Origin of the sequence: Streptomyces sp. NBC_01255 (genome assembly GCF_036226445.1) — a bacterium.
GTDB lineage: Bacteria > Actinomycetota > Actinomycetes > Streptomycetales > Streptomycetaceae > Streptomyces.
Window position 1 is genome coordinate 1,548,277 of sequence record NZ_CP108474.1, and the last position, 13,016, is coordinate 1,561,292.

At 74.2% G+C, this 13,016-nt stretch carries 11 protein-coding genes; 3 read left to right on the forward strand and 8 right to left on the reverse strand.

Annotated features, from left to right (window positions below; all coding sequences use genetic code 11):
• Positions 1-29 precede the first annotated feature (29 nt).
• The gene (locus OG357_RS06640) at positions 30-1,022 is read right to left on the reverse strand and encodes a GlxA family transcriptional regulator (protein WP_329620247.1); all 993 of its coding nucleotides are present in this window, start codon (positions 1,020-1,022) and stop codon (positions 30-32) included.
• A gap of 127 nt (positions 1,023-1,149) precedes the next feature.
• Here OG357_RS06640 and OG357_RS06645 point away from each other — a divergent pair, with 127 nt between their 5' ends.
• Together OG357_RS06645 and OG357_RS06650 are read left to right on the forward strand one after the other, a co-directional pair.
• Positions 1,150-2,016 carry an SCO6745 family protein gene (locus OG357_RS06645; RefSeq protein WP_329620248.1) on the forward strand — a complete coding sequence of 289 codons (867 nt, stop codon included), beginning with the start codon at positions 1,150-1,152 and terminating at the stop codon, positions 2,014-2,016.
• Between the two features lie 137 nt (positions 2,017-2,153).
• Positions 2,154-4,634 carry a Tex family protein gene (locus OG357_RS06650; RefSeq protein ID WP_329620249.1) on the forward strand — a complete coding sequence of 827 codons (2,481 nt, stop codon included), beginning with the start codon at positions 2,154-2,156 and terminating at the stop codon, positions 4,632-4,634.
• A gap of 98 nt (positions 4,635-4,732) precedes the next feature.
• On the opposite strand, the gene OG357_RS06655 is transcribed toward OG357_RS06650, so the two are convergent.
• The 4 genes from OG357_RS06655 to OG357_RS06670 all read right to left on the reverse strand — a co-directional run bounded on the left by OG357_RS06655 (position 4,733) and on the right by OG357_RS06670 (position 8,077).
• Complete coding sequence (locus tag OG357_RS06655) at positions 4,733-5,134, reverse strand: hypothetical protein (RefSeq protein ID WP_329620250.1); 402 nt, start codon at positions 5,132-5,134, stop codon at positions 4,733-4,735.
• Positions 5,131-5,859 carry a 2-phosphosulfolactate phosphatase gene (locus tag OG357_RS06660; protein WP_329620251.1) on the reverse strand — a complete coding sequence of 243 codons (729 nt, stop codon included), beginning with the start codon at positions 5,857-5,859 and terminating at the stop codon, positions 5,131-5,133. The genes OG357_RS06655 and OG357_RS06660 overlap by 4 nt, the downstream gene beginning before the upstream one ends.
• Before the next feature lie 28 nt (positions 5,860-5,887).
• Positions 5,888-7,525: an ABC-F family ATP-binding cassette domain-containing protein gene (locus OG357_RS06665; protein WP_329620252.1), complete on the reverse strand. Its 1,638-nt coding sequence runs from the start codon at positions 7,523-7,525 to the stop codon at positions 5,888-5,890.
• A gap of 75 nt (positions 7,526-7,600) precedes the next feature.
• Positions 7,601-8,077, reverse strand: coding sequence for a hypothetical protein (locus OG357_RS06670; RefSeq protein WP_329620253.1), 477 nt, complete (start codon positions 8,075-8,077; stop codon positions 7,601-7,603).
• Between the two features lie 82 nt (positions 8,078-8,159).
• Between OG357_RS06670 and OG357_RS06675 the strand changes: the two genes are divergently transcribed.
• The gene (locus OG357_RS06675) at positions 8,160-9,116 is read left to right on the forward strand and encodes an NAD(P)/FAD-dependent oxidoreductase (RefSeq protein ID WP_329620254.1); all 957 of its coding nucleotides are present in this window, start codon (positions 8,160-8,162) and stop codon (positions 9,114-9,116) included.
• A gap of 99 nt (positions 9,117-9,215) precedes the next feature.
• Here OG357_RS06675 and OG357_RS06680 read toward each other — a convergent pair whose 3' ends face one another.
• From OG357_RS06680 to OG357_RS06690, 3 genes are all read right to left on the reverse strand, one after another.
• The gene (locus tag OG357_RS06680) at positions 9,216-9,518 is read right to left on the reverse strand and encodes a hypothetical protein (RefSeq protein WP_329620255.1); all 303 of its coding nucleotides are present in this window, start codon (positions 9,516-9,518) and stop codon (positions 9,216-9,218) included.
• Between the two features lie 118 nt (positions 9,519-9,636).
• The gene (locus tag OG357_RS06685; protein ID WP_329620256.1) at positions 9,637-10,944 is read right to left on the reverse strand and encodes a M14 family metallopeptidase; all 1,308 of its coding nucleotides are present in this window, start codon (positions 10,942-10,944) and stop codon (positions 9,637-9,639) included.
• A complete protein-coding gene (locus OG357_RS06690; RefSeq protein ID WP_329620257.1) occupies positions 10,941-13,016 on the reverse strand; it encodes a Xaa-Pro dipeptidyl-peptidase in 2,076 nt (691 codons plus the stop codon). Before OG357_RS06690 ends, OG357_RS06685 begins: the two co-directional genes overlap by 4 nt.

Here is a 13,016-nt window from a genome sequence, read left to right on the forward strand (position 1 = left end):
CCCTTTCGGTCGATGAGTCGGTCGATGGGTCAGTCGATGGGTCGGTCGATGCGGTGGGCGGGTGCGTGGAAGCGGCGGCGGTAGTCGGCTGGCGCGGTGCCGAGGGCCTTGGTGAAGGCGCGGCGCATCGCCTCGGACGTGCCGTAGCCCGAGGCGCGGGAGACCTCCTCGACCCCGCGGGTGGTCTCCTCCAGGAGGCGGCGGGCGTGTTCGAGCCGCACCCGGTCGACGTAGCGGCCGGGGGTCGTACCGGTCTCCGCCCGGAAGGCCCGGGCGAAGTGGCGGGGCGAGAGCCGGGCGCGGGCGGCGAGCGCCTCCACCGAGAGGTCCCCGCCGGGGTGCTCGGTGATCCACTGCTGGAGGTCGCGCAGCGGCTCCCGGCGGGCGGTCTGGGCGGCCAGCTGGGCGCTGAACTGGGCCTGGTTGCCGGGGCGGCGCAGAAAGACGACCAGGTGGCGGGCGACGGTGAGGGCCACGTCCCGGCCGAGGTCCTCCTCCACCAGGGCGAGCGCGAGGTCGATACCGGCGGTGACACCGGCGGAGGTGGAGAGCCGTCCGTCCCGGACGAAGATGGGATCCGGGTCCACCTCGACCTCGGGGTAGCAGCGCGCGAGGTGGTCGCAGGCGATCCAGTGGGTCGTCACCCGGTGTCCGTCGAGGAGTCCGGCCTCGGCGAGGAGCAGCGCCCCCGTACAGACGGAGACCAGGCGTCCGGCGTCCGGGGCGTGCGTGCGCAGCCAGTCGATCAGGGCGGGGTCGGGTTCCCGCGTGCCCTCGCCGCCGGGTACGACGAGGGTGTGCGGGGCGCCGTCGGCGACCGCCTCGGCGAGGGTCGTGTCGGGGAGCAGCCGCAGTCCGCTGTGCGTACGGACCGGTCCGCCGTCCAGGGAGGCGGTGCGGATCGTGTACGTGGAGGGGTCCCCGGCGGACCGGCCGGCACCGGCGAACACCTCGTAGGGGCCGGTGACGTCGAGGCTCTGCACGCCGTCGAAGAGGACGACGAGTACGGGTCGCTGCGTCATGTCCCCATCCTTGGCGGCTCCGGCGGTGTCGGCAACGACGCGTATCCCACCTTTCCTGCCATCGGGCGGCGGCACGCGTCAGGCCGCCCCTTTCCCGTCGTACCGACCAGTCGGTAACCTTCGGTCCATGACGACTGCCCTGCCGCCGCGCGCCGGACGCCGCTGCCACAACGCCCTCAACCCGCTGCACTCCACGCTCTACTTCTCGCCCGACCTGGACCGCGAGTTCAGCGCCCTCGGCTTCACCGACCAGAGCGCGATGCGGCTCGCCGCGCGGAGCGCCGCGCTCGGCGCGGTGGGCGCGGGCACGGTCGCGGCGACCTTCTACAACTACAACCACGAGCTGCTCGCCCGGCACCTCCCCGCCGTCTGGGACACCGCCTCCCCCGCCGACGTCCTGGACGCGCGGCTGCGCACCGTCGACGCGACCCTGCGCCGGCTCCTGGGCGAGGACACCGTCTCCTCCCCGGAGATGGCCGAGGCCGCGGTGCTCGCCCTGCGCGCCACGGAGGCCTGCACCCGGCACGCCCGGCCGCTCTACTCGGCCCACGCGGACCTGCCGGTGCCGGAGGCCCCGCACCTCGCCTACTGGTACGCCGCCACCCTGCTGCGCGAGCACCGGGGCGACGGCCATCTCGCGGCCCTGCTCACGGTCGGCCTCGACCCCGTCGAGGCCCTCGCCTCCCACACCGCCACCGGCAAGGGCATGGCCCCGCGCTGGGTGCTCGGCTCGCGAGGCTGGAAGCGCGCCGACTGGGAGGCGGCGACGGAGCGGCTGCGCGGGCGCGGGCTCCTCGACGCCGACGGCGAGCTCACGGAGGCGGGTACGGCCCTGCGCGACGAACTGGAGCAGCAGACCGACCGGCTGGACGCCGCCCCGTACGAGCACCTCGGCGCGGCGGGCGTCGAGCGGCTGACCGAGCTGGGGCGCGGCTTCCTGGTCACGGCGGCGGTCGCGGGCGCCTTCCCCGCGGACCTCGTCGGCAAGGGCTGAGCGGGGCCGAGCAGGGCTGACAAGGGCTGACGCGGGCGCGGGGACGCGCGCGGGACGGGTCGGTTGCCGCATCCGGGTGACCGACCCGGCACAATGCACTCGCAAGCTTGAGGCACGAGAAGGCGAGTCGGGACACCGTGACGACGTCCATCGAAGCAAGGATCGCCGAGGAACTCGGCGTACGCGAGCGACAGGTGAAGGCGGCCGTCGAGCTGCTCGACGGCGGTTCGACCGTGCCGTTCATCGCGCGCTACCGCAAGGAAGCGACGGAGATGCTCGACGACGCGCAGCTCCGCACCCTGGAGGAGCGGCTGCGTTATCTGCGCGAGCTGGAGGACCGCCGGTCGGCGATCCTCGACTCGGTACGCGAGCAGGGCAAGCTGACGGAGGAGCTCGAGGCCCGGATCCGGGCCGCCGACACCAAGGCACGCCTGGAGGACATCTACCTGCCCTTCAAGCCGAAGCGCAGGACGAAGGCCCAGATCGCCCGCGAGGCCGGGCTGACCCCGCTGGCGGAGGGGCTGCTCGGCGACCCCTCGGTGGAGCCGGCGGCCGCCGCGGCCGCCTTCGTGGACGCCGACAAGGGCGTCGCGGACACCGCCGCGGCCCTGGAGGGCGCGCGGGCGATCCTCACCGAGAAGTTCTCCGAGGACGCCGACCTGATCGGCGAGCTGCGCGAGCGGATGTGGGGCCGGGGCCGGCTGGCCGCGAAGGTCAGGGACGGGCAGGAGGAGGCGGGGGCGAAGTTCGCCGACTACTTCGACTTCGCCGAGCCGTTCACGGCGCTGCCCTCGCACCGGGTGCTCGCCATGCTGCGCGGCGAGAAGGAGGACGTCCTCAGCCTGGACCTGGAGCCGGAGGAGCCGTCCGAGACGCCCGGCCCGTCCTCGTACGAGGGGATCGTCGCGCACCGCTTCGGCGTGACCGACCGGGGGCGCCCCGGCGACAAGTGGCTCCAGGACACCGTCCGCTGGGCCTGGCGGACCCGCATCCTGGTGCACCTCGGGATCGACCTGCGGCTGCGGCTGCGGACCGCCGCCGAGGACGAGGCGGTCCGGGTCTTCGCGGCCAACCTGCGCGACCTGCTGCTCGCCGCGCCGGCCGGCACCCGGGCGACGCTCGGTCTCGACCCCGGTTTCCGTACGGGCGTGAAGGTCGCCGTCGTCGACGCCACCGGCAAGGTCGTCGCCACCGACACGATCTACCCGCACGTCCCCGCCAACAAGTGGGACCAGGCGCTCGACAGGCTGGCGCGCCTCGCGAAGCAGCACGCGGTCGAGCTGGTCGCGATCGGCAACGGCACGGCGTCCCGGGAGACCGACAAACTGGCGGCCGAACTCCTCGCCAAGCACCCGGAGTTGAACCTGACCAAGGTGATGGTCTCGGAGGCCGGCGCCTCCGTCTACTCCGCCTCCGCCTTCGGCTCGCAGGAACTCCCCGACCTCGACGTGTCGTTGCGCGGCGCCGTGTCGATCGCGCGGCGGCTCCAGGACCCGCTGGCGGAGCTCGTGAAGATCGACCCGAAGTCGATCGGCGTCGGCCAGTACCAGCACGACCTGGCGGAGGTGAAGCTCTCGCGCTCGCTGGACGCCGTGGTCGAGGACTGTGTGAACGGCGTCGGCGTCGACGTCAACACCGCGTCCACGCCGCTGCTTTCGCGGGTCTCCGGGATCAGCGCCGGCCTCGCGGAGAACATCGTCGCGCACCGGGACGCCAACGGCCCGTTCCGCTCCCGCAAGGCGCTGAAGGACGTGGCCCGGCTCGGCCCGAAGGCGTACGAGCAGTGCGCGGGCTTCCTGCGCATCCGGGGCGGCGACGACCCGCTCGACTCCTCGGCCGTGCACCCGGAGGCGTACCCGGTGGTGCGCCGGATGGCGAAGACGACGGGCGGACAGGTCGCGGCGCTGATCGGTGACACGGGAACGCTGCGCTCGCTGCGCGCCGACGAGTTCGTCGACGAGACCTTCGGTCTCCCGACGGTGACGGACATCCTGCGCGAGCTGGAGAAGCCGGGCCGCGACCCGCGACCGGCGTTCAAGACGGCCACCTTCAAGGAGGGCGTCGAGAAGATCGGCGACCTGGCCTCGGGAATGGTCCTGGAGGGGGTCGTCACGAACGTGGCCGCCTTCGGGGCGTTCGTCGACATCGGCGTGCACCAGGACGGTCTGGTGCACGTGTCGGCGATGTCGAAGACCTTCGTCAAGGACCCGCGTGACGTCGTGAAGCCCGGCGACGTGGTCAAGGTCAAGGTCATGGACGTCGACATCCCGCGCAAGCGGATCTCGCTGACCCTGCGCCTGGACGACGAGGCGGGCACGGACGCGCCGGGCGGCGCGCCCAAGCGCGGCGAGCGCGGGGAGCGGGCCGAGCGCGGGGAGCGGGCCGAGCGCGGGGAGCGGGCCGAGCGAGGTGGCCGTCCGCCGCAGCAGCGCCAGGGCGGCGGAGCCGGCAGCGGAGCCGGCGGTGGCGGTGGCGGTGGCCGCCGGAACGACCGAGGCGGCCGGGACGACAGGGGCGGCCGCGACCGCTCGTCGGCCCCGGCGCCGGGCAACAGCGCGATGGCGGACGCCCTGCGCAAGGCCGGTCTCCTGGGCGAGGGCGGCGGCAAGCGCAAGTAGGGACGGGTGGAGGGGCCGATCCGCATCGGCCCCTCCCCCCTGGGGGAACGACCGAGGCCGCGACCCCACCGGGTCGCGGCCTCGTCGCACGTCACCCTTTACGGCACGAAGCGCAGCGCCCACTCGGCGCGGTTGGCGACGGAGAGGTCGTCGTCCTCCGTCAGGGGCCGGAGAACACGGCCGGCCGTGTTCGGGTCCGCCTGGACCAGGTCGACGATCTCGGCGGCCAGGCCGTCCTGGTCGTCGCCGAGGTCGACGGCCGAGGCGCGGATCAGCTCCGGGAGGGCTTCCGGGCCGCCGATGGCGGCGAGGACTCCGCCGAGGAGTTCACGGGCGTAGGCGTTCCGGTCGGTGAGGGCGCGGTCCAGCTCCGCCTGGAGCCGGGGCAGGAGCCCGGCGTCGCCCGAGGACGCGATCTCGTCCGCGAGGTCGATCGTCTCGTCGACGTCCGCGTCGAGATCGTCCAGCATCTCGGTCAGCCGGGTCAGTAGGTCGGTCATGGTGCTGCCTCCTGGAATGCACCGTCCACGAGGACGGGGACGGTCGTCGAGCTGTCGATCTCGGCGGCCACGGCCACGTCCTGCGGAAAGCCGTACTCGTACAGTTCACGGCCCGAGTCGCAGCCGTGCAAGGCGGCGACCGGGTCCTCCGTCGCCGCCCACAGCGTGGCCGCCGCACTCGCCTCCGGGCTCGCGGTGCCGCCCGTACGCGCGAGAGCGGAGAGCACCGCTCCCGCGCCGAGCAGGTCTTCGAGCGCCGGGCGCAGCGAGCCGTCGGGCCAGCGCTCGCCGGAGGCGATCACGGCGAGCGGGCGGTCCGCGGAGCCGTATCCCCGGTCCGCGAGCCAGCGGGCGACGGCCGTGGGGTTGCGCAGGGAGGCGGCGACGACGGTCGCGCCCCCGGCCTCCGCCGCGATCGTGGAGCCGTTCGGGGACGGCAGGACCAGGCGCGACGGCATCGGGGCGGCGCGCAGGGCGGCCGGGGAGAGCGTCCACGGGTGCGCCTCGGTGGCCTCGCGCCGGCCGACGGCGAGGACGGCGTCCTCCTCCCGCGCGAACGCCGCCGCGGTGGCGTCCCGCCAGCGGTACGGGAGGACGGCGGTGCCGCCCTCGACCGCGACGCCGACGGACGTGGTGAAGGAGAGCACGTCGACCACGACGACACAGGCGGCCGCCGGGGCGAGGGCCCGTGCCTCGACGGGCCCCCAGCCGAAGGAGATCGTCATGAGGTCGCCGCCGGCACTCGGTCCGCCATCAGAGCTCGGTCACCTTGCCGTCGGCGACCTCGATGCGGCGGGTGGTGCGGACGGCGTCGAGCATGCGCCGGTCGTGGGTGACCAGGAGCAGGGTGCCGTTGTACGAGTCGAGGGCGGACTCCAGCTGCTCGATCGCCGGCAGGTCCAGGTGGTTGGTCGGCTCGTCGAGCACGAGCAGGTTCACGCCCCGGCCCTGGAGCAGCGCGAGCGCGGCGCGCGTCCGCTCGCCCGGGGAGAGCGTGGTCGCGGGCCGCAGGACGTGCTCCGCCTTCAGCCCGAACTTGGCGAGCAGGGTGCGGACCTCGGCGGGCTCCGTGTCGGGCACGGCCGCGCAGAACGCCTCCAGGAGCTTCTCGGTGCCGTGGAAGAGCTTGCGCGCCTGGTCGACCTCGCCGACGACGACGCCCGAGCCGACCACGGTGTCGCCGGAGTCCAGCGGGAGCCGGCCGAGGAGGGCGGCGAGCAGCGTGGACTTCCCGGCTCCGTTGGCGCCGGTGACGGCGACCCGGTCGGCCCAGTCGATCTGGAGCGTGACGGGACCGAAGGAGAAGTCGCCGCGGCGCACCTCGGCGTCGCGCAGGGTCGCCACGACCGAGCCGGAGCGCGGGGCGGTGGCGATCTCCATGCGCAGCTCCCACTCCTTGCGGGGCTCGTCGACGACGTCGAGGCGTTCGATCATGCGCTGGGTCTGCCGGGCCTTGGCGGCCTGCTTCTCGCTGGCCTCGCTGCGGGCGTTGCGGCCGAGCTTGTCGCCGTCGGTGGCCTTGCGGCGGGCGTTCTTGACGCCCTTGTCCATCCAGGACCGCTGCATGTGGCCGCGCGCTTCCAGGGCGGCCTTCTTGCCCGCGTACTCCTCGAAGTCCTCGCGCGCGTGCCGCCGGGCGGTGTCGCGCTCGTCGAGGTACGCGTCGTAACCGCCGCCGTACAGGGTGATCTGCTGCTGGGCGAGGTCCAGTTCGAGGACCTTGGTGACGGTGCGGGTGAGGAACTCGCGGTCGTGGCTGATGACGACCGTCCCGGCGCGCAGCCCCTTCACGAAGGCCTCCAGCCGCTCCAGACCGTCGAGGTCCAGGTCGTTGGTGGGCTCGTCGAGGAGGAAGACGTCGTAGCGGGAGAGGAGGAGCGAGGCGAGACCGGCGCGGGCGGCCTGGCCGCCGGAGAGCGAGGTCATCGGCTGGTCGAGGCCGACGGTGAGGCCGAGGGAGTCGGCGACCTCCTCGGCGCGCTCGTCGAGGTCGGCGCCGCCGAGGTTCAGCCAGCGGTCCAGCGTCTCGGCGTACGCGTCGTCGGCGCCGGGCGTGCCGTCGACGAGGCCCTGGGTGGCCTCGTCCATGGCGGTCTGGGCGGCGGTGACGCCGGTGCGCCGGGCGAGGAACTCGCGCACGGTCTCCCCGGCGCGGCGCTCGGGCTCCTGCGGGAGGTGGCCGACGCTCGCGGTGGGCGGGGAGAGCCGCAGCTCGCCCTCCTCCGGGGTGTCGAGCCCGGCGAGCAGCCGCAGCAGGGTGGACTTCCCGGCGCCGTTCACGCCGACGAGGCCGATGACGTCACCGGGGGCGACGACGAGGTCGAGCCCGGCGAAGAGGGTGCGTTCGCCGTGGCCGGCGGCGAGGTCCTTGGCGACGAGGGTTGCAGTCATGAGGGTACGAATCCTAGGCGACGGCGGGAGCACGGCTCCGCCCGGTCGGGCGGGCCCTGGTCGGGGGGGCTCCGGTCAGGCGGCTGCGAGCCGTACGCCGTGGGGCCCGGGATCGGGCCCGGCCTCGGCCGTCGCGTCGCCGAGGAGGCGGAGCAGGACCGTCCGGTAGGTGTCGCCGCGGAAGCGGTACGGGCCGACGCCCGGGTAGCCGTCGCGGTCCAGGTCGACGGGATCGCCGAGGCCGCGGGTCTGCCAGGCGAAGTCGCGCCAGACGACGTCCTCGCCGTCGCGCTCGACGACAGCGGTGACCGCGCCACAGCCGGGGTCCTCGCAGTCGGGGCAGGAGTAGACGATCCGGCGGCCGGTGGCGCGGAGCAGCGCGCGGAGGGACGCGGCGCGGAGCGTGGGCGGGAGGTCCGAGGCCAGGGGCGAGACGGCGTCGACACCCTCGACCTCGTCGAGCCGGTGGAGCAGGGGCCAGCCGTCGACCACGAGATCGGAGGTGTCGCGGTGAGGGCCGGAGAGGTCGAAGGTCGTGTACGCGGACGGCATGCCTGAAGTATTTCCCCGGACCCGGTCCCGTTCCATGGCTGTGGAGTCCCGGAAATGTCCCGGTCCCGGTACGGTCCCCGCCATGGACAGCGACGTGATCGTGGTGGGTGGCGGGGTCGTCGGTCTGACGACGGCGGTCACCCTGGCGGAGCGCGGACTGCGCGTACGGATCTGGTCACGGGACGACGTGACGGCGACGACCTCGGCCGTGGCGGGTGCCCTGTGGTGGCCGTACCGGATCGAGCCGGCGGCGGAGGCCGGGGCCTGGGCGCTCGCCTCGCTCCGGGTGTACGGGGAGCTGGCCGCCGATCCGGAGCGGACGGGGGTGCGGTGGGTGGCCGGGGTCCACGCGGACGTCGTCCTGGACGGCCTGGGCGCGTGGGCGAAGGAGGTGCCGGGGCTGCGGCAGCTGGCTCCCGAGGACGTGCCGGGTCCGTACGGCGTGGGTCTCGCGGCGCGGCTGCCGCTCATCGACATGCCGGTCCATCTGGCGTGGCTGCGCGAACGGTTCGAGGCCGCGGGCGGGATCTTCGAGCGGCGCGCGGTCACCGGCTTCGAGGAGGCGGCGGCGCGGGCCGGGGTGGTCGTCGACTGCGCGGGGCTCGGCGCGCGGGAGCTCGTACCGGACGCCGGACTGCTGCCGGTGCGGGGGCAGTTGGTGCTGGTGGAGAATCCGGGCGTCGAGGAGTGGTTCACGGCGGCGGACGACGGGGCGGGCGAGACGACGTACTTCTTCCCGCAGCCGGGGCGTCTGGTGCTCGGCGGGACGGCCGAGGAGGGGGCGGAGGGGCTCGACGCCGACCCGGCGACGGCCGCGGCGATCGTCGCGCGGTGCGCGCGGGTGCGGCCGGAGATCGCGGGGGCGCGGATTCTCGGGCACCGGGTGGGCCTGCGGCCCGCTCGGGCGGGCGGTGTCCGGATCGAGGCGGTGGCGCTGCCGGGCGGTGGCCGGCTGGTGCATCACTACGGGCACGGCGGCGCGGGAGTGACGGTGGCCTGGGGCTGCGCGGCGCGGGCGGCGGAGCTGGTGAGCGGATGACGTACGACTGACGTGCGGCTGAGCCGGTGGCCGACCGGCCGCGAACGGCCGCGGGGCGGGTACGGCCCTTTTCGGACCGTACCCGCCCCGCGCGAGCCGCTACTTCCAGAGCGGCGGGCGGTTGTTGTTCTCCGCGTCCTGGCACTGCTGGGCGCGGTGCTCCAGGGCGTCGGCGCGGGCGGCGGCCTTGCGGGCCTCCGTCATGGCGCCGAGGCCGCGGAGCTGGGCGGCGCGGTTGCGCTCCTTGTGGGCGTCCGACCGCAGCTTGTCGATGTTGCAGGTCATCTTGGCCGCGGCCGCGGGTTCGGCGGTGACGGTCTGTCCGAGCAGCACGCCCCCGGCGAGCAGCGTCGTGGTGAGCACGGCCGTCAGGGTGCGGCGCAGAGTCATCGTGTGGCGCATGGTGGTTCTCCAACTTCCCGGCGGAGGCCGCCGGTTTGAGGCATGGTCAATACCGGTCAGTAACATTACCTGTCCGGAAGTCGGTTTCACGCCAATGCGCGGCCCTGGTGCCGGACCGTCAACATTCCTTCACAGGACTCCCACTGACGAGGTGATAGGTCGCGCGCCCGTCGAGGAGGAGCGGGACGAGCATGCGCTGCGACTGGCGCATCGGCACGAACACCCCGGCGCCCGCCGGCCGGACGGTGACCCCGTGCAGGTCGAGTTCGTCGCCCACGTCGGCGTACTGCGCGGCGTCCAGGCGGTAGCCGCAGGGCGGGTCGGCGAGGATCTCCCCGGGCTCCGGCGGGTCGTTGTCGGCGCCGCCGAGGAAGACCGGGCCCCGGTCGGCGAATCCCCGGTGCCGGGCGGCCGCGGTGACCGCCGCGAGCGGCCCGCGCCGCTCGTCGACATAAGCGAACATACCTTCGAGTGTGGCGTGTTGGGTGGCGACGCGGCGCCGGTGGTTGCGCGCCGGGTCGTCCTGCTCGGCCTCGTCGAGCGCGTCCACACGGGTCTCGACGAGCAGGCCCGCCGCGTGCTTGATGCCCGCGGTGTTGCGCAGGATCCGCTCCTGGCCGTCGCCCGCGACCTGCTTGACGGGCTTGCCGGTGAGGGGGTCGGTCCAGATGCCGTAGATGCCGGTGCTGTAGCCGGCGAGCCCGGCGGCGGGCCGGACGTAGGACTCCGAGAGCGTCCGGGACTCGTCGTGGACGTGAAGGTCGGCGTCGAGACTGCGGGGCCAGAGGGCGAGCAGGTCCTTGTCGTAGTAGCGGGGTGTGGCCCCGTACTCGTGGAGGTCGTAGACGAGTTCGGGGCGCCGGTCGCGGATGACGGCGGCCACGGCCCGGGCCTCGGCGGTGCGCAGGGCGATGTGGTCGCGGTTGACGTCGACGCCGTCGCCGTTGCCCCGGGTGTCTGCCTCCCGTCCGTCGGGGTTGGCGGTGGGGACGACGAGGAGAGTGGTCCGGGCGAGGAAGCGCAGGGTCTCCGCGTCCTGGGCGGAGGAGAGGTCGCGGAGCGTGCTCAGGCACGCCTCGCGGCCCGCGGGCTCGTCGCCGTGCTGGCTGCAGACGAGGAGCACGGTGGTACGGCCGGTGCCGAGGGTGGCGAGCCGCAGCGGTCGCCCCTGCGACGTGGTGCCGATCGTGCGCAGCGACACCCGGTCGCTCCCCCGGTCCACGGCCGCGAGGAACTCCCGCTCCTCGGCCTCCGTGGTCCACCGGGCCCCGTGGCTCGTCTCGAATCCGGTGCGCGGGAGGGGGCGCGGGGGCGCGCTGTCCGCCGCCTTGGCGGGGACGGTGACGAGCGGCAGCGCGAGGGCGGCCGCGCCCGCCGCGAGGGCGAGCACCCGGCGCGAACTCCGGTGCGTGGTACGGAGTCTCATCGGGCGGCTCCTGTCCCGGGAAGGCGCGGTCCGGTGACGGCGGCCGGGGGTACGGAGCCGCTGCCGCTCAGGGACGGCCGGGCGGCGGTCGACGGCAGGGCCGGGGCCGGTCCCGTCGTGGCCCGCGCGAACGCGTCCTTGCCGCCGACCAGGGGCAGCTTCGCCCAGGTACGGCTGAGGTCGAGGGTCACGGTCGGCGTGGTCGACGGAGGGTCGATCAGGTCCTTGTCGGTGCCGCCGACGATCAGGGCGAGGCGGTGGCCCGCCGGGACGACGTGGTCGGCGGAGGCGAGGTCCAGGGTGAGGGTGTACGCCCTGCCGGGGGTCAGCGGCCGCTCCTTGCGGGGGTCCGCCCAGGTGCCGAGGTCGGCCCAGCCGCGGCTGACGACCGTGTACCCGACGTCCGTCGTGCGGGCCCGGGTCTCCTTGAAGCAGGCGCTGTCGCCGGGTGTGCTCGGACCCCAGCAGGTGCGGTCGGTCAGCGTGGTGATGCCCTCTCCCGCCGCCGCGTAGTCGCGGATCGTGTCGGGGCCGAGGTCGACGAGGACGGCGGAGAGATGCGCGGTGGCGGTGGTCGGGGTGGCCGTGACCGTCACCTTCGAGGAGCCGGAGATCCGCAGGTCGCGGGAGAGCGGGCGGGTGACGAACCCGGCCTTCTCGGGGGTCGCGGAGTCGACGCGGGCGGCCCAGTCCAGCTCGCCGAGAGCCGGGTCGTCGGTGAAGGTCGCGGCGGAGCCGGGGGCGGCGGGCGTCCGGGCGAGGGTGCCGGCGCCGGGCTCGGCGCCGGGGGCGGGGCGCAGGGTGGTGGCCGAGGTGCCGCGCGGCGGCCAGTGCCGGTCGGTGGTCCAGCGGTCCGGTGCGCGCTCGATGTCGGCGACCGGTTCGCGGTCGATGCCGTTGTCGTATCCGAGCAGGTAGTGGTCGAACCAGCGGTGCAGGGTGCGGACCCAGTCGGCGCGCCGGAAGTCGAAGGGGTCGACGTGGCCGGTCTGGGAGAGCCAGATCTTCCGCTCGACGCCGTGCGCGGCGAGCGCGTCCCACCACTGGCCGAACTGGTTGGCGCGGACGTTCAGATCCTGCTGTCCGTGGACGACGAAGACACTGGCCTTCACCTTCGAGGCGTCCGGCACATGGTTCCGCTCGCTCCAGGCGGGGGTCCAGTCGCCGCTGTACGGGGTGCCCGCGGCGATCCGGTCCTGGACGGCCCCGCAGCGGTCCCTGGCATCGGGGCTGCTCACGTAGTCGGAGAGCCAGCTCGGGTTGGCGTTGTAGAGGGGAGCGCCCTGGGAGTGGAAGTAGTCGTACCAGGACGAGATGGCACCGATCGGAACGATCGTTTTCAGCCCTTCCACGCCGGTGGCGGCCACACCGTTGGCGACGGTGCCGTCCCAGCTCTTGCCGATCATGCCGACGTTCCCGGTGCTCCAGCCGGTGGCCCCGGCCCTGGCCGTGCCGGTGCGGGTGGTGTAGCCGCGGGCGCGGCCGTTCAGCCAGTCGACGACGGCCTTGGCGGACCGGACGTCGGAGCGTCCGCCGACGTCGTCGCAGCCGTCGGAGCGGTTGGTGCCGGCGAGGTCGACGCCGACGAAGGCGTAGCCGCGCGGGACGAAGTAGTTGTCGTAGAAAAGCGGGAACTGCACGGGGTTGCCGTCGGCGTCGTACGTCTTCTTCTGGCTCTCGTTGCCGCGCCCGCAACAGGCGTAGTACGGGCTGGCGTCCATGACGACCGGGATCTTCCGGCCTGCCGCGGCGGGCTCGCGGGGCCGGATGATGTCGACGGCGACCCGGTCGCCGCGCCCGTCCCCGTCGCCGTCGAGTCCGGTGTCGACCCAGACGGACTCGCGGATGGCGTCGGCGTAGGAGTGGACGGGCCGTGACTCGCGTACGGAACTCACGGCAGACGCAGCAGAAGCGGCAGGCGCGGCGGGCCCGGCGAACGCCGGGGCCACCGAGGGCTCGGGCTGCGCACCCGCCGGGGTGACCAGGGTCGCGAGCAGGGCGGCCGTGGCCGCGGCCACGAGGGTTCCGTACGGCAGTCGGGCTCCGCGGGTTCTCCGCATTCGCATCGGCAT

Bases quoted from the DNA above. Each gene is read 5' to 3' on its own strand.
- OG357_RS06670 (WP_329620253.1), bottom strand. From the start codon at position 8,077: ATGCCGTCCGCGTACACGACCTTCGACCTCTCCGGCCCTCACCGCGAC.
- OG357_RS06675 (WP_329620254.1), top strand. From the start codon at position 8,160: ATGGACAGCGACGTGATCGTGGTGGGTGGCGGGGTCGTCGGTCTGACG.
- OG357_RS06655 (WP_329620250.1), bottom strand. From the start codon at position 5,134: ATGACCGACCTACTGACCCGGCTGACCGAGATGCTGGACGATCTCGAC.
- OG357_RS06645 (WP_329620248.1), top strand. From the start codon at position 1,150: ATGACGACTGCCCTGCCGCCGCGCGCCGGACGCCGCTGCCACAACGCC.
- OG357_RS06660 (WP_329620251.1), bottom strand. From the start codon at position 5,859: ATGACGATCTCCTTCGGCTGGGGGCCCGTCGAGGCACGGGCCCTCGCC.
- OG357_RS06685 (WP_329620256.1), bottom strand. From the start codon at position 10,944: ATGAGACTCCGTACCACGCACCGGAGTTCGCGCCGGGTGCTCGCCCTC.
- OG357_RS06680 (WP_329620255.1), bottom strand. From the start codon at position 9,518: ATGCGCCACACGATGACTCTGCGCCGCACCCTGACGGCCGTGCTCACC.
- OG357_RS06690 (WP_329620257.1), bottom strand. From the start codon at position 13,016: ATGCCGATGCGAATGCGGAGAACCCGCGGAGCCCGACTGCCGTACGGA.
- OG357_RS06665 (WP_329620252.1), bottom strand. From the start codon at position 7,525: ATGACTGCAACCCTCGTCGCCAAGGACCTCGCCGCCGGCCACGGCGAA.
- OG357_RS06640 (WP_329620247.1), bottom strand. From the start codon at position 1,022: ATGACGCAGCGACCCGTACTCGTCGTCCTCTTCGACGGCGTGCAGAGC.